This window comes from Stutzerimonas sp. 21-1 (genome assembly GCF_056336065.1).
In genome coordinates this window covers 2432209-2451652 of record NZ_CM150500.1, presented here as the reverse complement: position 1 = coordinate 2451652, position 19444 = coordinate 2432209, and the positions used below count along the sequence as shown (strand labels likewise).

The following is a 19444-nucleotide window of genomic DNA, read 5'->3' as shown; positions in this document are numbered from 1 at the left end:
GGCGCAGCGCGTGAGGCTGCTGCCACGTCTGCGCGAGCGCTGGCTGCTGCGGCGGATTCCGCCGGCGCCGAGCATGCGGCTCGATCAGCGCCGCATCTTCATCATGCCTACCCGCGTCGGGCTGGCCTTCCTCGCGGCGCTGGGGTTGATGCTGCTGACGGCGATCAACTACCAGAACAGCCTTGCCTACGGCCTGACCTTCCTGCTCGGCGCGCTGTATCTGGTCACCATCCTGCACACCTGGCGCAATCTCGCCGGGCTGGTGCTGCACAGCGGCGGCGCCAGTGCCGCTTTCGTCGGCGAGCAGGCGCGGTTGCGTGTGCGTCTGGAAAGCCAGGGTCGCGCCTACCAGGCCGTGGCCGTCGGCTGGCCGGCCAGCGGTCTGCAGCTGGTGGATGTACCGGCCGGCGGCGTGGTGGAAGTCGAGCTGAACCTGCCGGCGCAGCGCCGTGGCTGGCTGCGTCCCGGCCGCGTGCGGGTGGAGAGTCGCTTCCCGCTGGGATTACTGGTGGCCTGGAGCTGGATCGACCTGGAGCTGGCGGCATTGATCTATCCGCAGCCCCTGGCGGGTGAGCTGGCGCAGCAGGGCGAGGCGGCGCAGGACGAGGAGGGCGGCGCGCGGGCGCAAGGGGCAGGCGTCGACGATTATCAGGGGCTGAAGGCCTGGCAACCCGGTGATTCGCGCCGTCGCCTGCACTGGAAGGCTTATTCGCGCGGCCAGGGCCTGCTGGTGAAGGAGTTCGCCAGCCTGCTCGGCAACGAACCGCTGCTGGATTTCGATGCGCTGACGGGCGACAGCGAGGAGCGCCTCTCGCGGCTGTGTCACTGGGTCGTGGAACTCAGCGCCGCGCACCAGCCGTTCGCCTTGCGCCTGCCGGCCGTGACACTCGGCCCGGATAGCGGTCAGGCCCACCGTGACGCCTGCCTGCGTGCGCTGGCGCTGCACGGTATCGGTACGGAGCAGGGTGCATGAGCGCGAAACCCGGTATTCCGCGCAATGCGCTGATCTGGCTGCTGGTGGCTCAGGTGCTGGTGATCCTGCCGCATCTGACGCACCTGCCGCTGTGGATCACCGGCCTCTGGCTGGGCTGTGCGGCCTGGCGTGTGCAGATATTCCGCATGCGCCTGCGATTTCCCAACAGCTGGGCCAAGGCGGCGTTGATGATCGGCGCCGGCTTCGGCGTGTACTTCTCGCGCGGCAGTCTGGTCGGGCTGGAGGCCGGCGTGGTGCTGCTGATTGCGGCGTTCATCCTCAAGCTGGTGGAGATGCGCACCGCGCGCGATGCGCTGGTGCTGATCTTCCTCGGCTTCTTCGCGGTGGTGACCAGCTACCTGTTCGAGGACGGCCTGCTGGCCGGGCTGTACAGCCTGTTGCCGGTGACGGCGCTGCTGGCGGCGCTGATCGGCCTGCAGCAGGGCGCGCGGATGACGCAGCCGTGGCCGACGCTGCGGCTGGCCGGCAGCCTGCTGTTGCAGGCGGTGCCGTTGATGATCCTGCTGTTCCTGTTCTTCCCGCGGCTGGCGCCGCTGTGGACGCTGCCACAGCCGGGGCCGCGTGGACTCACCGGGCTGGCCGACCACATGGCGCCGGGCGACATTGCCCGGCTCGGCCAGTCCGCCGAGCTGGCGTTTCGCGTCAGCTTCGAGGGCGAGATTCCGCCGCGCGACCAGCTGTACTGGCGCGCCGTGACCTTCGAGCAGTTCGATGGCCGGCGCTGGTCGCAGTCCTTCGCTGCGCAGGTGCCGCAGGAGCCGCACTGGCAGCCGACCGGCGAGCCGCTGCGCTACAGCATCGTCATGCAGCCCAGCGGCCAGCCCTGGCTGTTCGCCCTCGACGTGCCGCGCATGGCTGCCGACGATGCGCAGCTGATGGCCGACTTCCACCTGCAGCGCCGGCAGCCGGTGAACCAGCCGCTGCTCTATCGCGTGACCTCCTGGCCCGAAGCGCGGCGCGAGGCCGAGCGCGCGCCGTCGAGCCTCGGCCGCGCGCTGCAGCTGCCGGCGCAGGGCAATCCGCGCAGCCATGCCTGGGCCGGCGAGCTACGCCGCACGCTGCAGGAGCCCGAGGCGGTGGTGCAGGCATTGCTGCGCCACTTCAACCGCGAGCCTTACCACTACACGCTGAAGCCGCCGGCAGTCGGTGCGGACATCGTCGACGATTTCCTTTTCAGCACCCGCAGCGGCTTCTGCGCGCACTACGCCGGGGCGATGACCTTCGTGCTACGCGCCGCCGGCATCCCCGCGCGGGTGGTGGCCGGCTATCAGGGCGGTGAGGTCAATCCGGCCGGCAACTATCTCTCGGTACGCCAGCTGGATGCGCACGCCTGGGTGGAGTACTGGACTGCCGAGCGCGGCTGGGTCAGCGTCGATCCGACCTTCCAGGTGGCGCCGGAGCGGGTCGAGCAAGGGCTGGAACAGGCGCTGGCCGGTCAGGAAGGCTTTCTCGAGGACTCGCCGATGTCGCTGCTGCGGTACCGCGATATCGGCTGGCTGAACCAGCTGCGGCTGCGCTGGGACGAACTCAACTACGGCTGGCAGCGCTGGGTGCTCGATTACCAGAGCGAGCGCCAGCTACAGCTGTTGCAGCGCTGGTTCGGCAAGGTCGACGCCACCGCGCTCGGCATCGGCCTGGTGAGCGCGCTCGCCGCGGTGCTCGGCCTGCTCGCGCTGTGGCTGTTCAAGCCCTGGCGACGCGAGCGCGACGTGCAGCAGCGGTTGTTCCTCGCCTTCGAGCGGACGCTGGCGCGCCACGGCCTGCGACGCGAGCCGGGCGAGGGCGCGCGGACCTTCGCCGTGCGCGCGGCGCGCCAGTTACCGGCCCAGGCCGAGGCGATTCATGCCTTCCTGCGCTCCTACGAGCAGCAGCGCTACGCCGCCGCGGATGCCGCGCCCACCGAGTTGCGCCAGGCGCTGCGCGTGCTGCGCCGCCAGTTGCCCTGGCGGCGTGCCCGGCGCTGAGCCGACTGTTCATGATTGCCGCCCGCGATGGCGTGGCATTTCCAGGGGCGCCTACGGCGCTTGCGTCCTCGCGTGCCGGCAAGCGCCGGCCTTACCATCGGCCCCCAACAAAACAATGAAAAGAGGTGCACATGACCCTTTCCGAATTGCTGCGCGGCGTGCGCGAGCATCCACAGCAGCTGACCATTCCCGCCACCTGGGGGCAGGGCCGGGCCGGTTTCGGCGGACTGGTGGCGGCGCTGGTGTACGAGGCGATGCGCGCCAAGGTGCCGCCGGAGCGCGCGCTGCGTTCACTGGCGATCACCTTCGTCGCGCCACTGACGCTGGACAAGCCGGCCAGCTTCGAGGCCGAGGTGCTGCGCGAGGGCAAGGCGGTGAGCCAGATGCTTGGCCGGGCGGTACAGGATGGCCAGGTGGTGACCATCGTCCAGGGCAGCTTCGGCGCCGCGCGCGAGTCCGCGGTGGTCGTCGCTGCCGAGGCGGCGCCGGCCATGCCGCCGGTCGAAGCCTGCCAGACGCTGCCCTTCGTGCCGGGTGCCACGCCGGAATTCACCCGCTATCTGGAGATGCGTTGGGGCGTCGGTGGCCTGCCGTTCTCCGGCAACACCTCCCGCGAGATGGGTGGCTGGGTGCGCCAGCGCGGCGAGGTCGAGCGCGAACCGATGAGCGAGGCGCACCTGCTGGCGCTGATCGACGCCTGGCCGCCAGCGGTGCTGTCGCACCTCAAGGGCTTCGCGCCGGGCAGTTCGCTGACCTGGACCGTCGAGTTCGTGCAGCCGTTGCCCGCTCTGGATACGCATGACTGGTGCCAGTACCGCGCGGTGATCGAGCACGCACGCGACGGCTACGGGCATTGCGCGGCGGCGCTGTGGACGCCGACCGGCGAACTGGTGGCGCTGAGCCGACAGACGGTTACGGTGTTCGGCTAGCCGGGACGGGGCGCCGCCCCGCATTTTCCTGGCAGGTGGTTAGAGCTTGAGCTGGCCGATGGCCCGGCTCAGCTCGCCCGACAGCGCGGCCAGCTGCGAGCTGGTGCTGGCGGAGTCGACCGTCTGCTGCACGGTCTGCTCGGTGACGTCGCGGATGCCGGTCACCGAACGGTTGAGTTCCTCGGCCACCTCGCTCTGCTGCGCGGCGGCGACGGCGATCTGCGTATTGCTCTCGCGCATCTGCGCCACTGCAGTGGTGATCGACTCCAGCGCCTGCGCCGCCTCGCGCGCCTCGCGCACGCAATCGTCGGCCTTGAACGAGCTTTCCTGCATGAACTCGACGGCATCGCGCGTCATCGCCTGCAGGTTGCCGATCATGCCGGTGATCTCGTCGGTGGAGTCCTGCACGCGCCTGGCGAGGTTGCGTACCTCATCGGCAACCACCGCGAAGCCACGGCCCGCCTCGCCGGCGCGTGCGGCTTCGATGGCGGCGTTGAGCGCGAGCAGGTTGGTCTGCTCGGCGATGCTGTGGATGACGCTGACCACGCCGTTGATCTTCTGGCTGTCGGCGGCTAGCTGCTCGATGGTTTCGGCGGTCTGCTGCACGCCGACCGAAAGGTTGGCGATCGACTGTTCCACCCGTGCGACCACGCGCTGGCCGTCGCTGGCCAGCTGGTCGGCGTGCTGCGAGCGGTCGCGGGTGTCGCTGGCGTGCTCGGCGATGTGGAACACCGTGGCACTCATTTCGTTGATCGCGGTGGCGGCCTGGTCGGTCTCGCTCTGCTGACCGAGCATGCCCTGACGCACGTCGCTCATGCTGGCGGCGAGGCGCCCGGCGCCGTCATCCAGGCGCGCGGCCGCCTGCGCCACGGTGCCGACGATGCGTTGGTAACCGCCCTGCATCGCATTGAAGGCGCTGGCCATCTGGCCGACCTCGTCGCCGCTTTCGAGTGGCACGCGCGCGCTGAGATCGCCGGAGCGCTCGACGTGCAGCATGACGTCCTTGAGCGTGTTGAGGTGGCTGAGCAGAAAGCTGATCAGCAGCTGCGAGGCGCCGAGCAGACCGAGCATGAGCACCGCCACGGCGCCGGCGTAGCTGAAGAAGTGTTCACCCAAGACCTGAAACACACTGGGGGTTCGCGCTAGCACGGCAAGCGTCTGGCCGTCGGCGCGGGTGACGCTCTGCGCGCCGATCAGCGGGTCGCGGGCGAACAGGCGATCATGCGCCAGTGCCGTCCAGCCAGCGTTCTGCGCCAGCGTCTGACCCTGGATCTGCATCCGCTCGCCGGCGGCGAAGCGGACCACCTCCGGCCTGGCGGGCAGCTGGGCGGTGGCAGGCCAGGCCGCCAGCAGTTCGGCGGTGCTCTGCGCGCTGCGCTGGGCATCGGCGCTGCGCGACTGCTGTTCCACATGCACGGCGTAGAGCACCAGCAACAGGCTGATGACGAAGGCGACCATGTTGAGCGCCCAGAATTTGTATTTCAGTGACAGATCGCGGACCCAGACGAACATGACGGCTCTCTTCCGTTTTGTTGTCGGCTTAACGGCCGTTAAGGCGTGAGCTTGAGCACATTTTCACGGCTTTGCGTCAGGCACCGGCAGGTCGAAGAAACGTCGGGCGCAGAGCGTGGTGTGGGCAGCCAGCTCGGCTTCGCTTTCACCGCGATGGCGCGCCACCTCGCGCAGCACCTCGGGCAGGTAGGCCGGTTCGTTGTGACCGGATTTCGGCTTGGGTCGCAGCGTGCGCGGTAGCAGGTAGGGCGCGTCGCTTTCCAGCATCAGCCGGCCGCGCGGTATCTCGCGCACCAGCGGATGCAGGTGGGTGCCGCGGCGCTCGTCGCAGATCCAGCCGGTGATGCCGATGTGCAGATCGAGATCGAGATAGGCGTACAGCGCGCGTTTCTCGCCGGTGAAGCAATGCACCACCGCGGCGCCGAGGCGGTCGCGCAACGGTCGCAGAATCTCCACCAGGCGCTGGTCGGCCTCGCGTTCGTGGAGGAACACCGGCAGTTGCAGCGCCACCGCCAGCTCCAGCTGTTCTTCCAGCACACGTTCCTGCTGTGGCCGCGGTGAAAAATCGCGGTTGAAGTCCAGCCCGCATTCGCCCACGGCGCGCACTTGCGGTTCGCGCAGCAGATCGCGCAGCTGCGCCGCGCTGTCCGCGTTCCACTGGCTTGCGTCGTGCGGGTGGACGCCGGCGGTGCAGAACAGCCGCTGGTGACTGTCGTCCAGCGCGCGACACAGTCCCAGCGCGGCTTCGCTTTCGGCGAGGCTGGTGCCAGTCAGCACGCATTGCGCGACGCCTGCCGCGCGGGCGTGTTCGAGCACTTCGTTGGCCTGCCTGGCCAGACTGGGATGGGTCAGGTTGACGCCGATATCGACAAGCTCCATCGAGACTCCTACTAAGGTTATTCACTTGAAAATCAACGCGATACGCATGACCAGCAAACCGTTGATCATGCCTGAATTGGCAGATCGGACCCGGCTGTGAGAGGCTTCGCTACTTTTTTCGCCGCCGTTGCCCGGTTCGAGCCTGGTATGTACGAGTCATGTTTCGCCTGCTGCTGATCCTCTGTCTGCTGGCGCTCGCGCCCTGGCCGGCGGCTGCGCGGGTGATGGGGCCGGAGGCGTGGAAGGCGCCGGCCACAGTGCGCGATCTGGCCGAGATACGCCGCAGCGGCGTGCTGCGGGTGCTGGTCAACCAGAGCCGCAACAGCTCCGGCGAGGTCAAGGGCGAAGCCATCGGCGTGGAGTATGCACGGCTGCGCGCCTTCGAGCGTTACCTGAACCGAAAGTCCGAGCGCGACATCCGCCTGAAGATCATCCCCAAGGCCAAGGATCAGCTGCTGGCTGCGCTGCAGCGCGGCGAGGGTGATCTGGTGGCACCCGGCGAACTGCTCGATCTCAAGGGCATGCGCGGCGTGAGCCGTACCCGGCCGGTGGTCAGTGATGTTGCGCTGGTGCTGGTTGGCCGCCAGGGTGGGCCGCGCTACGCCAGCCTGGAGCGCCTGTCCGGGCGCAGCCTGGCGCTGCCGGCGGGCAGCGCCGCCGGTGCCGCAGTCGCCCGGCTCAACGAACAGCTGATGAAACGCAATCGTGCGCCGGTAGTGGTCGAGTGGGTCGATCCGACGCTGGCGGTCGAGGACGTGCTGGAAATGGTGCAGGCCGGCATCTATCCGGTCACGGCGGTCGAGCAGACCATTGCCGAGCGCTGGGCGCGGGTGATGCCCAAGCTGCGCATCGAGCGCCAGGTGGCGCTGGCCGACGAGGCTGACATGCACTGGTTCGTACGCAAGGAGGCCAGCATGCTGCGCGCCAGTGCCGACGGTTTTCTCAAGGACTACCGCGCACCGCAGAATCAGGATGCGGCCTTCGAGCGTGTCTACCGACGCCTGTATAAGGTGCATTACCCGCTCGACCGTACCGGCCGGCAGCGCCTGGAGAAGGTGCGACCGGTGCTGCAGCGCTACGCCGAGCAGATCGACCTGGATTGGCTCAACCTCGCCGCGCTGGCCTTCAAGGAATCCACCCTCAACCCGGCGGCGCGCGGTGCCGGCGGCGCCACCGGGCTGATGCAGGTGACGCCCGCGACCGCGCGCAGCGTGGGTGTGGGCAATATCCAGCAGCTGGACAACAACGTGCAGGCCAGTGCCAAGTACCTGGCCAGGATCCGCCGCAAGTTCTTCGCCAGCCCGCGGCTCAACGAGCGCGAGCGCATGGCCTTCGTGCTGGCGGCCTACAACCTGGGGCCGCAGCGGGTGCAGAGCATGCGCGCCGAAGCGCGGCGGCGCGGGCTGAATCCGGACCAGTGGTTCTTCCAGGTCGAGCGTATCGCCCTGGAAACCGTGGGCATGGGCGTGGTGGGCTACGTCAATAGCGTCAACAAGTACTATCTCGCCTTTCATCGCGAGCGTTATCTGCTGGAAGCCGAGCCCGCACGTCGTAGCGCCTCGCGCTAGCAGGCCGTTGAAAACTACCTGCGTAGCCATTGCGGCGTTAAGAACAGGCTCAAAAATGCTCATTTACAGCGCGTAAACTGCGCTTTTTTTGCCTGTTCTCGCTGCCCTGGCTGCCTCGCCTACGTTTTCAACGACCTGCTAGCTTTCCCGACGGGCCTGCAGGCGCAGGCGTTCGCTGCTGTCGAAGCGCTGCTCGGCGAGCCGCTCGATGGCGGCCTGCTTGTCGGCCTCGCCGAGGCCCTGGCTACGCTCGATACGACTCTTCTCCTGTTCGAATTCTGCGAGCCGTCGTTGCCAGGCCTGCCGCTGGCGATCCAGCGCCTCCAGGCGCTCGGTCGCCGTATTGCCGACCAGCTGCTGGCGCAACTGACGCAGCTGCGTGGCATCGCCACCACGCGCCTGCAGCGCGGCTGTCTGCTGGCGCAGCTGGGTCTGCAACTGCGGCACCAGGGCGTCCTGCAATTCGGCTGGGAGCGCCGCGTGCAAGCGGTCGAGTGCGGCACCCTTGGCATTCGCATCGAGGCCCGGCTCCAGCTGGATGGCCAGGCGTTCGAGGGTGAAACGGTCATAGGCCTCTTCGTTGGCGAAGAACGCCTGGTGCGCGGTCTGGCTGAAGATTCGCGCGCGCAATGCCTGTACCGCGGCAAGACGCTCGCGCAGTGCTGGCAGGCTGTGGGGGCGGGCCGCCGAGTCCAGCGCCAGCAGCTCGCGCTTGTAGTCCAGGTACTGATCCAGCAGGTTCTGCGCCTGAGTCTGCGCAGGCTCAGGCAACTGCGCGTCGATGTACTGGCGCAGGCGCTGCACGCTGTGGGTCAGCGGCTCGGCGCCGATGGCGCTGAGGAAGTAGTCGAACAGCCGGCGGACGTCGCCATCGAAGATCAGGTTGCCGGCGGTGTCCTGTTGCAGACGGCCGTCAATCCGCGTGCCGTTGAACGAACGCGGCAGCTCGCCGAGCCGCGCCGGCTGTTGCACGGTCGCGTCGCTGACGGCGGTGAGCGGCGCGGGCGCCGGTGGTTGGGCTGCATGCGCCGGTGCCGTTGCCGCGCTGGAGGCGGGCGGCGGTTCATCCGCGGGCGGCGTGAGCAGCACGACCAGGCTGAATGCCAGCGAAGCGAGGAAAAGGCCGAGAAGTGTCTTCATGGTTCTGCCTTGCAGGAGGAGGCGGGACGCGACCGTCCCGCCGCTGGTTCAGAGGCCGGCGTTTTTCAGCCGGTTGGCGTGCTGGCGATACACGGTGACCGGATCGGTCTCGAACAGGCTGGTGAGGCCGAGCACCTGGTTCACCTCGTCGAGATGGTTCATCCGGTAGTCGTCGCGGATGACCATGCCCAGATGCGAGCTGCAGCGTCCCACCAGTCCGTCGTTCGGCTCATCGAAGGCGAGGGCGCCGGCACCCATCATCGCGTCGCTGATATCCAGTGGATTGGTCAGCGGGCTGGTGCCGCTCCACGAGTAGTAGCGCACGCCGTTGACCACGTAGGCGCCTTCGCCGCAGGCGGTCGTCGGGATGCCCTGCGGAAACTTCGCATTGAAGCGCGCCGCCCCCTCGCTGTTGAGCGATTCGAGCGAACCGAGCGAGTTCTGCGGCGCGGAGCTGCTGCTGCCGGAGAGGAAGTTGATCAGCGCGCCCATCGCGTTCACCAGCCCGGCGACGATGGCCTCGCCGGCGGAGCCTTCGGGAATGTTGCGAATCAGATCGGCCACGTCCGAGCCCTTGTGCGGTGCGCCGACGCTGGTGACCGAGGCCACCAGGTCCGGTCGCACGGCGGCGACGTAGCGCACGGTCGGCCCGCCGTGGCTATGGCCGATCAGATTGACCTTGGGTTTGCCGCTGAGCGCGACGATTTCCTCTACCTGTGCCAGCAGTTCCTCGCCGCGCAGCTCGGAGGTGTTGAGCTGGCTCACTTCGGTGACGTACACCTGCGCGCCATCGCGGCGCAGTGCTGCCGGAATGCCATACCAGTAGTCGACGCCCAGCAGGCTGTCGAAACCGAGCATGCCGTGACCGAGCACAATGGGGTAGCGGGTCTGGGTATAGCCCGTGGAGGCATGGGCCTGGCCGGCCAAGGCCAGTGCGCTGATACAGAGGGCAAGCAGTGTCTTGTTGTTATTCATGACGCACTCTCGAAAAAGGGGTGGGCAAGCGGGCATTCCATTGCCGTTCACCGCGCCGGGCGCGTACTGCGTCGTTTCGATGGCAGCAATCGTGCCAGGCGCCAGTTAATTGTCATGAAAGTACAGCCTAGAGCGGCTGCTACCCACCGGTGCTGGCCAAAGGCCGCTGCAATCGAGATGTGTGCGCTGTTACCGGGGGGAACGGCTGTTTCCGCTTTGAGTTGTTACCCGGCGAGATGGCAGAACTTAATCGCGTAATCGCGGCAATTTTCGACTGTTTGGTCGATCCGAAACCGTTTGGTCACGGATACTCGATTGCCACCACGTACCACAACTTGGGGCCGGTCGGCGTCTGCACCTGCACTTCGGCATCCAGCGCCTTGCCGACCAGGGCGCGGGCCAGCGGCGAGTCGATGCTGATCAGGCCCTGCTTGAGGTCCAGTTCGTCGGGGCCGACGATGCGGTAGCGGGCTTCGTTGCCGTCTTCGTCCTCCAGCGTCACCCAGGCGCCGAAGTACACCTTGTCCGGATCGCTCGGCCGCTCGCTGACCACCTTGAGTTTTTCCAGGCGCTTGGTGAGAAAGCGCACCCGGCTGTCGATCTCGCGCAGCATCTTCTTGCCGTAGGTGTACTCGGCATTCTCGGAGCGATCGCCCTGGGCAGCCGCTTCGCTCACCGATTGCGTCACCTGTGGGCGTTTGACATGCCACAGTTCGTGCAGCTCGGCGCGCAGGTGCGCTTCGCCTTCCGGGGTGATCAGCGGGGTTCCGGCGGGACGTGGCGGACGATAGCGGCTCATGGTCGATCCGTGTGGCGAAAGGGCCGCAAAGTGTAGGACGAACCGGGCGCCGAGGGCGAGTCGTCAGCCCTCGCGCAGCACGCCGAGCGGGCTGGCATCGAGCGCGCGGCGGGTGCCGAGCACACCCGCGCCACCAACCAGCAGCGCGCCAAGAGGCGGCAGCAATAACAGCCAGGGATGCGGCTGCCAGGGCAGCTCGAAGGCGAAGCGATAGAGCAGCGCGCTGACCAGCTCGCAACCCAGCGCGGCGAGCACGCCGCTGGCCGCGCCGAGCATGCCGAATTCGGCGCGACGCACCCTGAGCAGCAGACTGCGCTCGGCACCCAGCGCGCGCAGCAGCGCACCCTGGCGGATGCGCTCGTCCAGCGTGGCCTGCAGGCCGGCGAACAGCACGGCGAGCCCGGCCGCGAGGACAAACAGCAGCACGTACTCCACCGCCAGCGACACCTGGGTGAGGATGCTGCGCAACTGTGCGAGCAGCGCTTCGACCTGCAGCAGCGTGGTGGCGGGGAAGGCGCGCGCCAGCTCGACCAGCTCGCGCTCCTTGCCGGGTGGCAGATAGAAGCTGGTCATGTAGGTGACGGGCATGTCCTGCAGGGTGCCGGGCTCGAAGATCATGTAGAAGTTGGGCTGAAAGCTGTCCCAGTTGACTTCGCGCAGGCTGGTTACCTGGGCATCGCGGCTGAGGCCGCCGACGCTGAAGGTCAGGCGATCACCCACTTGCACGCCGAGGCTCTCGGCCAGTTCGGCTTCGACCGACACGCCGGGGAGTTGCTGCGCGGCCTGGGGTTGCCACCAGGTTCCGGCGGTCAGGTGGTTGTCGGCTGGCAGTTCGGCCGACCAGGTCAGGCTGAGGTCACGGCGCACAGCGCGGTCGCCCTGCGAATCCTTGCTCACCAGCTGGCGCACCGGTTCGTCATTGATCGCCACCAGCCGCCCGGGAACGACCGGATACAGCGGTGCCGCCACCGTCGACAGGCTGGCGATGCGCGCGGCGAAGGCATCCTTTTCCGCCGGCAGCACGTTGAGTGCGAAATGGTTGGGGGCGTCCTGCGGTAGCTGATCCTGCCAGGTATCGAGCAGCTCACCGCGCAACAGAGCGATCAGCGCCATCGCCAGCAGGATCAGGCCGAACGCCAGGGATTGCCCGGCCGCCGCCAACGGATGTCGCAACAACTGGCCCAGGCCCAGCCGCCAGGACAGCGCCGCGCCTGCCAGCAACCGGCGCAGGCCGCGCAGACCGAGCAGCAGCAGGCCGCCCAGCAGCAGCGTGGCCAGCAGCCCGCCGCCAAGCAGGGCGAGGGTGATCTTCAGGTCCAGGCTCAGCCGCCACATGATCAGACCGAGCGCGAGAATCGCCGTGCCGTACACCAGCCAGCTGCTCGGCGGCACTGGCAGCAGATCGCGCCGCAGTACCCGCAGCGGCGGGACACGGCCGAGCGCCGCCAGCGGCGGCAGGGCGAAGCCGGCGAGGGCGACCAGACCGGTGGCGATGCCGGCCAGCACCGGCCACAGGGTGGCGGGCGGAATTTCCTGCGCCAGCACGTCGCGCAGCAGATAGAACAGCCCATGTTGGGCGCCCCAGCCGAGCAGGGCGCCGACGACGCTGGCCAGCGCGCCGAGCAGCCCGAGTTGCAGGGCGTACAGCAGCAGCGTTTCCCGTCGCGAGAGCCCCAGGCATCGCAACAGCGCGCTGGCATCGAAGCGGCGCGCGGCGAAGCGCGCGGCCGACAGCGCCACGGCAACGCCGGCCAGCAGGATCGCGGCAAGGCTCGCCAGATTCAGATAACGCTCGGCGCGCCCCAGCGCGCCACCGATCTGCCGGTTGCTGTCGCCGGCCGTCTCGATGCGCTGATGAGCCAGCAGCCCCGGTTCGAGCTGTTGCCGGTAGGTGGCGAGCGTTTCGGCCGGCCCACGCCACAGCTCGCGGTAACGCACTCGACTGCCCGGCTGCACCACGCCGGTGGCGGCCAGGTCGTCCATGTGCATCAGCACACGCGGGGTCAGGCTGTAGAAGTCGCCGACGCGATCCGGCTCGTAGGTCAGCACGCGGGTCAGGCGCAGCGACTTGTCGCCGACCTCAATCAGATCACCGATTTCCAACTCAAGGGCGGTGAGCAGGCGGGACTCGGCCCAGGCTTCGCCCGGTCGCGGTCCTGGCCCCGGTGTCTCCTGTTCGTAGGGTGCGGCGGCACTGCGCAGCTCGCCGCGCAACGGGTAGGCGCTGTCGGCGGCCTTGACGCTGGTGAGCTGCAGCTTGTCGTCGGTGGCGACCACGCTGGAGAATTCGACCACGCGCGCGTGCGTCAGTCCCAGTTGTCGGCCAGCCTCGATCTGCTGGGGCTGGGCTTCGGCGCTGCCTTGCAGCACCAGGTCGGCGCCGAGGAATTCGCTGGCACGCAGTTGCATGGCGTCGTTCAGCCGCGCACCGAAATAGCCGATTGCAGTGCTCGCCGCGACGGCGATCAGCAGGGCGAAGAACAGCACGCGCAGCTCGCCGGCGCGGGCATCACGCAGCAGCTGCCGGAACGCCAGCGCCGCGAGACGGCGGATCGGCACACGCCTCATGCGGCAGGCCCGTTGTCGACGCGGCGACCGCCTTCCAGACGCAGCAGATGGCGACAGCGGCGGGCCAGGCGCTCATCGTGCGTCACCAGTACCAGGGTGGTGCCGCGCTCGCGATTGAGCTCGAACAGCAGGTCGCTGATGTGCGCGCCGGTATGGCTATCGAGGTTGCCGGTCGGCTCGTCGGCGAACAGGACGTCGGGCTCCGCGGCGAACGCGCGTGCCAGCGCCACACGCTGCTGCTCGCCACCGGACAGCTGGCGTGGATAGTGATGCAGGCGCGTACCAAGGCCAACACGCTCGAGCAACTGCCGGGCGCGTTGGGCGGCGTCGCGACGGCCTTCGAGTTCCAGCGGCAGCATGACGTTCTCCAGCGCATCGAGGCTGTCGAGCAGCTGGAAGGACTGGAAAACGAAACCGACATGCTCGGCCCGAATCCGCGCGCGCTGATCCTCGTCCAGTGTGCCGAGCGAGTGGCCGGCCAGTTGTACTTCGCCAGCGCTGGGCAGGTCGAGCCCGGCGAGCAGGCCGAGCAGGGTGGATTTGCCCGAGCCGGAAGTACCCACGATGGCCAGGCTGTCGCCCTTCGCCAGCTCCAGAGAGAGGTCGCTGAGGATATGCAGCTCGCCTTCCGCGCTGGGAACCACTTTGTTAAGGTGCCGGGCGATGAGAATGCTGGCGCTCATGGAGAATCCGATGCGAAGTTGGCTGAAAGGCGGGGTCCTGCTGCTGGTGGTGTGGGCGCAGGGCGCGCTGGCGGGAACCGTCTTGGTGGTCGGCGATAGTATCAGCGCCGCTTTCGGCCTGGAAACCAGCCAAGGCTGGGTGCATCTGCTGCAACAGCGCCTCGCCGAGCAGGCCCGACCGCGCTCCGTGGTGAACGCCTCGATCAGCGGCGACACCAGTGCTGGCGGGCTCGCCAGGCTGCCAACGCTACTCGCGGAGCACCGGCCGGAAGTGGTGATTCTCGAGCTGGGCGGCAACGATGGCTTGCGTGGTCAATCGCCCGCGCAATTGAAACAGAATCTTGCGGCGATGATTGAACAGTCGCAGCAGGCCGATGCCAAGGTGCTGCTGTTGGGCATGCGTCTGCCGCCGAACTACGGGCGCCGCTATACCGAGGCCTTCGCCCGGGTGTACCACGAGCTGGCGGATGAGCGCGACGTGGCGCTGGTTCCGTTCGTGCTCGAAGGGGTCGCCGGAGAGCCCGGCATGATGCAGGGCGACGGCGTGCATCCGACCGCGTCGGCGCAGGCGCAGCTTCTTGAGAACGTCTGGCCGGCGCTTGCGCCATTGCTCGCCCCGCAGCGCTGAACGCCGGTCTGCCCGAGGCCCCCGAGCCCCTTGCGTTGATGCGAGCGCGCAGCTACTGTCGCGCCCCTCGAACGGGAGCACTCGATGCCGCGCTCAGCCAAGACCCTGTATGCCTATCGACTCATCGTGCCGGACGAGCAGTTTGACCTGTTCGCCTGCCGCGAGAATCGTCTGCATCTGGCGCTGCGCCAGCTGGAGCTGAGTGGTAACGCGGATCGCACGCTGTGCGGTGGCCTGCTGCCGGCGCAGCCGCGCTGGCAGGACCTGCAGCGCGAGACACTGAAGGACCGGCGCCTGTGTCCAGCCTGCCTGCAGTTGCTGGATGCGCGCAGCAAGGGCCTTCCGTCCGCGGTAAGTGCCTGGTAGGCGCCGGCAACGCCGGCTTCGAGTACAATCGCCGTCAATTCGATCAATCAGCCAAGGGTTTTCCGTAATGCTTTCGCGTGCGTCTGCTGTCGCCTCCTGTTTGTCCCTTGCGGCTTTGCTGGCGGCCGGCCAGAGCGTCGCGCTGGAGCTGCCTTTGCCGCCTGAGGGCGAAGATGTAGTCGGACAGATCCGCGTGATCAAGGCGAAGTACGAAGACACCTTCGCCGCGATCGCCGAAACCAACGATCTGGGCTACTCCGAGCTGGTGGCCGCCAATCCGGGCGTGGATCCGTGGCTGCCGGGCGAGGGGACCGACATCATCCTGCCGACGCGCTTCATTCTGCCGCCAGGGCCGCGTGAGGGCATCGTGATCAACATCGCCGAGTACCGCCTGTATTACTACCCGGCCGGTGGCAGCGTGGTCCACACCTATCCGCTGGGTATCGGGCGCGAAGGTTGGGGTTCGCCAGTAGGCAGCACACGTATTTCCGCCATGACCGCCAACCCGGCATGGTATCCGCCCAAGTCCATTCGCGAAGAGCACGCGGCGGACGGCGATCCGTTGCCGACGGTGGTGCCGCCGGGACCGGATAACCCGCTGGGCCCGTACAAGATGAGTCTGGCCATCCCGGGCTACCTGATTCATGGCTCGAACAAGAAGTTCGGCATCGGCATGCGCGTCAGCCACGGCTGTTTCCGTATGCTCAACAACAACGTCCTCGAGCTGTCCCGCATGGTCAAGGTGGGAACGCCGGTGCGCATCATCGACGAGCCGTACAAGTTTGGCGTGAGCGACGGCAAGGTTTACCTGGAGGCCCATGCGCCGCTGGAAGACGAAGAGAAGAAACTGACGCTGATGGACAAGCACGCCGTAGTCGTCAATACACTGCTCAAGCGCGACGAGCAGATGCGCACTCTGCATCTGGATTGGGAGATGATCCGGGATATCGTCGCTGGCGAAGACGGTTTGCCGATCGAGATTGCCGATCAGCAATCGGTATCCATAGCCAGTCATGAAGAGCAAGTTTTTTGAACTTTAAGCCCCGTGGCGTTGTCCGCGGGGCGCATTGCGGCAAATAAAAAAGCCGACCTTGTAGGTCGGCTTTTTTTGTTGCCTTGAAGCTTACTTGCGGCTGGCGCGATCCAGCATACGCAGAGCGCGCTCGTTAGCTTCGTCAGCGGTCTGCTGAGCCTTCTGAGCAGCAGCCAGAGCTTCGTCAGCCTTGCTGTAGGCTTCGTCGGCACGAGCCTGAGCGCGGGCAGCGGCGTCTTCGGTAGCAGTCAGACGGGCTTCGCTTTCTTTGGTCATGCTGTTGCTGCAACCGGTAGCCAGAACTGCGGCCAGAGCCAGAGCAGAGAATTTCAGAACGTTGTTCATCGTGTTCCCCTTAAGGTGGAAATCCATAAGCAACTTCCGTTATGGAAAGTTTGCGCGCACATACTACCTGTAACTTCATTTAAGTAAACCGAGTCGACGAGCTGCATGAGCGTTTTTTTGGAAAACTCCGGCAGCCCCTCGGCTCCTCGACTGTAAGTTGGATAAAAAACATCCAGTACAGGTCTGTTTACTTGACGCAGTGTAGTGAACGCCATCGGCTTGTGCTGAATGTTGGCAAAGGCCGTGCGCTTTTCCTGCGGCCGGAATTGACGCCAACACTGGTCGAAATCGACAGAAGCGGGTAGAAAAGAACGCTGGTTCTCAGGCAGCCCGAGTGCCCATGCATGCAACCGGGCGAACAATAACAAGATTGGCTGATCCTGCTGAGGAGTCGAAATGAGCGACACACTTACCGTGCACCATGATCGGAGCGGACATCGGTTCGAGGTCAACGTCGAGGGCCATTGCGCTTATCTGGCTTACATGGACCTCGGCAAGCAGACGCTGGACATCTATCGCACCTTCGTTCCGGATGCACTGCGTGGTCGCGGCATCGCGGCGGTGCTGGCACAGCACGCGCTGGAGTTCGCCGAGCAGGAGGGTTACAGCGTCATCCCGTCCTGCTCCTATGTGGAGCGTTACATTGAGCGGCAGAACTCGCCAGGCGGACAGCAAGACGAGCAGGAATGAAAAACGCCGGCAAGGGCCGGCGTTCTGTTGAATCCTGTCAGCCGCGTCGGCGGCTGGGCAGGATTTCGCGCAGCTTGGCGTGCATCCCGAGTATGGCTTTCTCGGTGGTCTCCCAGTCGATGCAGGCATCGGTGACCGAGACGCCGTAGGTCAGTTCCGCCAGATCCTTGGGGATCGGCTGATTACCCCAGCCCAGGTGGCTCTCCACCATCAGGCCGACGATCGAAGCGTTGCCTTCTAGAATCTGGTTGGCGACGTTGTCCATCACCAGTGGCTGTAGCGCCGGATCCTTGTTGGAGTTGGCGTGGCTGCAGTCGATCATGATGTTCGGACGGATGCCGGCTTTGGTCAGCTCCTGCTCGCAAACCGTCACGCTGACCGAATCGTAGTTGGGCTTGCCGTTGCCGCCGCGTAGCACGACGTGTCCGTAGTTGTTGCCCTTGGTGGTAACGATGGATACGCCACCGGCCTGGTTGATGCCGAGGAAACGATGCGGGCTGGAGACCGATTGCAGGGCATTGATCGCGACGGTCAGGCTGCCGTCGGTGCCGTTCTTGAAGCCGACCGCCGATGACAGGCCGGACGCCATTTCACGGTGGGTCTGCGATTCGGTGGTGCGTGCGCCGATGGCCGACCAGCTGATCAGGTCCTGCAGATACTGCGGGGAGATGGGGTCCAGCGCCTCGGTGGCCGTCGGCAGGCCCATTTCCGCGAGATCGAGCAGCAACTTGCGGCCGATATGCAAGCCGTCCTGAATCTTGAACGAGTCATCCATGTAGGGATCGTTGATCAGACCTTTCCAGCCCACCGTGGTGCGCGGCTTCTCGAAGTACACCCGCATGATCAGGAACAGGCTGTCGGATACCTGCTCGGCAAGCACCTTGAGACGTTCGGCGTACTCGTGCGCGGCCTTCAGGTCGTGGATCGAGCAGGGGCCGACCACGATGAACAGGCGATGGTCCTTGCCGTCGAGGATGTCCCGCACGACCTGGCGCCCATGAGCGACGGTGCGCAAGGCGGAGTCGGTCAAGGGGAGTTCCTGCTTGAGCTGTTCCGGGGTGATCAGGGTGACGTTGGAGGCGACGTTAAGGTCGTTGATGGGTAAATCGGCCATGTGTTACTCGTCAGGTCTCGGGTGCCGTCCGCCAGCCATCCCGGTGCGGCGGAACAGGCATGGGGCGCAGCGGGGGAGACGGAACCTTAGCGCTAAACATGCGGCCTCGACAACGACATTCAGTGCCGTCGCCGATGCGCCAGCAGCTGACCAGTAGGCGCTGCCAGCGGCTGTGGGGTGGAGCTGTGCCGCTCCGACGCCGACTGCTATCGTGCCGCATCGCCTTCTTTATATCGGAGTTCCTGGATGTTTGAATCTCGCCCGCGCATTGCAATCATTGGTACCGGCGCCATCGGTGGCTACTACGGCATGCAGCTGGCACTGGCCGGGCACGACGTGCACTTTCTGCTGCGCAGTGAGTATGAGGCGGTGCGGGAGCACGGCTTGCGGGTGAACAGCGCGGTACTCGGCAGCCAGCATCTGGCGAATGTGCAGGCTTATCACAGCGCCGATCAGATGCCGGCTTGCGACTGGCTGTTCGTCGCGACCAAGAGCACCGCCACAGCGGCTCTGCTGCCCGCCATCGCGCAGGTCGCGGCGCCTGGGGCGAAAGTAGTGCTGTTGCAGAACGGCCTGGCGGTCGAAGACGAGATCCGCCCGTTGCTGCCGGCCGGAGTGCATCTGCTGGGCGGGCTGTGCGCCATCTATGCCCATCGCAGCGCGCCCGGTGTGGTCGAGCATCAGGCGCTGGGTAACATCAACCTCGGTTATCACTCAGGACCGGCCGAGGGTGACGAGGCGCGCCAGGCCATGGTCGCTGCGGGTGCCGCGATGCTCAAGGCTGCCGGTGTGGGGTCGGTCGCCATGTCCAGCCTGGAGCAGGCGCGCTGGATCAAGCTGGTCTGGAACGTACCGTTCAACGGTCTCTCGGTGCTGCTCAATGCCGGCACGGCGGCGCTGCTGGCGGATACCGACAGCCGTGCGCTGATCCGCTCGATCATGGATGAGGTGGTTGCTGCGGCGGCGGCCTGTGGCTTCACCCTGCCGTCCGGCCTGGCGGACAAGTTGATCGAAGGCACCACGCAGCTGCCGGACTATCTGCCGAGCATGTATCACGATCATGCGCACCGGCGACCGTTGGAATTGACGGCCCTTTATGCCGCGCCGCTGGCCGCAGCCGAGCAGGCCGGTTGTGCCATGCCGCGCACGCAGGCGCTGTACCGGGCATTGTCGTTCCTTGCGCGCCATGCGACGGATCGTCGCTGACGGCCGCCCGCCGCACAGGCTTCGCATGCGAAATATCCCGGGCCCGGCGCT

At 66.6% G+C, this 19444-nt stretch carries 18 protein-coding genes; 9 read left to right on the top strand and 9 right to left on the bottom strand.

All coding sequences use genetic code 11. The features are described 5' to 3' along the window. The first annotated feature begins 10 nt into the window (after window positions 1-10). The 3 genes from AC0ZJQ_RS11830 to AC0ZJQ_RS11820 all read left to right on the top strand — a co-directional run bounded on the left by AC0ZJQ_RS11830 (window position 11) and on the right by AC0ZJQ_RS11820 (window position 3887). Window positions 11-973, top strand: a complete 963-nt coding sequence (locus tag AC0ZJQ_RS11830; RefSeq protein WP_197424528.1) for a DUF58 domain-containing protein — start codon at window positions 11-13, stop codon at window positions 971-973. Then, window positions 970-2958, top strand: a complete 1989-nt coding sequence (locus AC0ZJQ_RS11825; RefSeq protein WP_476476702.1) for a transglutaminase TgpA family protein — start codon at window positions 970-972, stop codon at window positions 2956-2958. The genes AC0ZJQ_RS11830 and AC0ZJQ_RS11825 overlap by 4 nt, the downstream gene beginning before the upstream one ends. 131 nt (window positions 2959-3089) lie before the next feature. Next, window positions 3090-3887 carry an acyl-CoA thioesterase gene (locus AC0ZJQ_RS11820; protein WP_156714857.1) on the top strand — a complete coding sequence of 266 codons (798 nt, stop codon included), beginning with the start codon at window positions 3090-3092 and terminating at the stop codon, window positions 3885-3887. Window positions 3888-3926: 39 nt separating this feature from the next. Here the strand turns inward: AC0ZJQ_RS11820 and AC0ZJQ_RS11815 are convergent, their stop codons facing one another. Beyond that, the gene (locus AC0ZJQ_RS11815) at window positions 3927-5399 is read right to left on the bottom strand and encodes a methyl-accepting chemotaxis protein (protein ID WP_237263354.1); all 1473 of its coding nucleotides are present in this window, start codon (window positions 5397-5399) and stop codon (window positions 3927-3929) included. Window positions 5400-5462: 63 nt separating this feature from the next. Next, complete coding sequence (locus AC0ZJQ_RS11810) at window positions 5463-6278, bottom strand: TatD family hydrolase (protein ID WP_476476701.1); 816 nt, start codon at window positions 6276-6278, stop codon at window positions 5463-5465. Window positions 6279-6436: 158 nt separating this feature from the next. Here AC0ZJQ_RS11810 and AC0ZJQ_RS11805 point away from each other — a divergent pair, with 158 nt between their 5' ends. After that, the gene (locus AC0ZJQ_RS11805; RefSeq protein ID WP_476476700.1) at window positions 6437-7846 is read left to right on the top strand and encodes an MltF family protein; all 1410 of its coding nucleotides are present in this window, start codon (window positions 6437-6439) and stop codon (window positions 7844-7846) included. A 138-nt stretch (window positions 7847-7984) separates the two neighbouring features. Here the strand turns inward: AC0ZJQ_RS11805 and AC0ZJQ_RS11800 are convergent, their stop codons facing one another. The 5 genes from AC0ZJQ_RS11800 to AC0ZJQ_RS11780 form a co-directional block, all read right to left on the bottom strand. Beyond that, on the bottom strand, window positions 7985-8986 hold the full coding sequence (locus AC0ZJQ_RS11800) for a lipase secretion chaperone (RefSeq protein ID WP_476476699.1): 1002 nt from the start codon (window positions 8984-8986) through the stop codon (window positions 7985-7987). 48 nt (window positions 8987-9034) lie between these two features. Next, a complete protein-coding gene (locus AC0ZJQ_RS11795; RefSeq protein WP_008570219.1) occupies window positions 9035-9961 on the bottom strand; it encodes a triacylglycerol lipase in 927 nt (308 codons plus the stop codon). Window positions 9962-10262: 301 nt separating this feature from the next. After that, a complete protein-coding gene (gene greB / locus AC0ZJQ_RS11790) occupies window positions 10263-10760 on the bottom strand; it encodes a transcription elongation factor GreB (protein WP_237263358.1) in 498 nt (165 codons plus the stop codon). Between the two features lie 63 nt (window positions 10761-10823). Beyond that, on the bottom strand, window positions 10824-13328 hold the full coding sequence (locus tag AC0ZJQ_RS11785) for an ABC transporter permease (RefSeq protein WP_314019022.1): 2505 nt from the start codon (window positions 13326-13328) through the stop codon (window positions 10824-10826). After that, the gene (locus AC0ZJQ_RS11780; protein WP_237263360.1) at window positions 13325-14011 is read right to left on the bottom strand and encodes an ABC transporter ATP-binding protein; all 687 of its coding nucleotides are present in this window, start codon (window positions 14009-14011) and stop codon (window positions 13325-13327) included. Before AC0ZJQ_RS11780 ends, AC0ZJQ_RS11785 begins: the two co-directional genes overlap by 4 nt. A 10-nt stretch (window positions 14012-14021) precedes the next feature. Here AC0ZJQ_RS11780 and AC0ZJQ_RS11775 point away from each other — a divergent pair, with 10 nt between their 5' ends. From AC0ZJQ_RS11775 to AC0ZJQ_RS11765, 3 genes are all read left to right on the top strand, one after another. Next, window positions 14022-14639: an arylesterase gene (locus AC0ZJQ_RS11775; protein WP_237263626.1), complete on the top strand. Its 618-nt coding sequence runs from the start codon at window positions 14022-14024 to the stop codon at window positions 14637-14639. Between the two features lie 84 nt (window positions 14640-14723). Further along, window positions 14724-15005 carry a hypothetical protein gene (locus AC0ZJQ_RS11770; protein ID WP_008570213.1) on the top strand — a complete coding sequence of 94 codons (282 nt, stop codon included), beginning with the start codon at window positions 14724-14726 and terminating at the stop codon, window positions 15003-15005. 67 nt (window positions 15006-15072) lie between these two features. After that, window positions 15073-16038, top strand: a complete 966-nt coding sequence (locus AC0ZJQ_RS11765; protein WP_008570212.1) for a L,D-transpeptidase family protein — start codon at window positions 15073-15075, stop codon at window positions 16036-16038. Window positions 16039-16128: 90 nt separating this feature from the next. On the opposite strand, the gene AC0ZJQ_RS11760 is transcribed toward AC0ZJQ_RS11765, so the two are convergent. After that, the gene (locus tag AC0ZJQ_RS11760; RefSeq protein WP_008570211.1) at window positions 16129-16383 is read right to left on the bottom strand and encodes an Lpp/OprI family alanine-zipper lipoprotein; all 255 of its coding nucleotides are present in this window, start codon (window positions 16381-16383) and stop codon (window positions 16129-16131) included. A 396-nt stretch (window positions 16384-16779) separates the two neighbouring features. Here AC0ZJQ_RS11760 and AC0ZJQ_RS11755 point away from each other — a divergent pair, with 396 nt between their 5' ends. Next, window positions 16780-17073, top strand: a complete 294-nt coding sequence (locus tag AC0ZJQ_RS11755; protein WP_102829283.1) for a GNAT family N-acetyltransferase — start codon at window positions 16780-16782, stop codon at window positions 17071-17073. Window positions 17074-17110: 37 nt separating this feature from the next. Here AC0ZJQ_RS11755 and AC0ZJQ_RS11750 read toward each other — a convergent pair whose 3' ends face one another. Next, window positions 17111-18187 (bottom strand): 3-deoxy-7-phosphoheptulonate synthase, encoded by a 1077-nt coding sequence (locus AC0ZJQ_RS11750; RefSeq protein ID WP_008570209.1) that lies wholly within the window; start codon window positions 18185-18187, stop codon window positions 17111-17113. 246 nt (window positions 18188-18433) lie between these two features. Here AC0ZJQ_RS11750 and AC0ZJQ_RS11745 point away from each other — a divergent pair, with 246 nt between their 5' ends. Further along, complete coding sequence (locus tag AC0ZJQ_RS11745; RefSeq protein ID WP_008570208.1) at window positions 18434-19393, top strand: putative 2-dehydropantoate 2-reductase; 960 nt, start codon at window positions 18434-18436, stop codon at window positions 19391-19393. Window positions 19394-19444 lie beyond the last annotated feature (51 nt).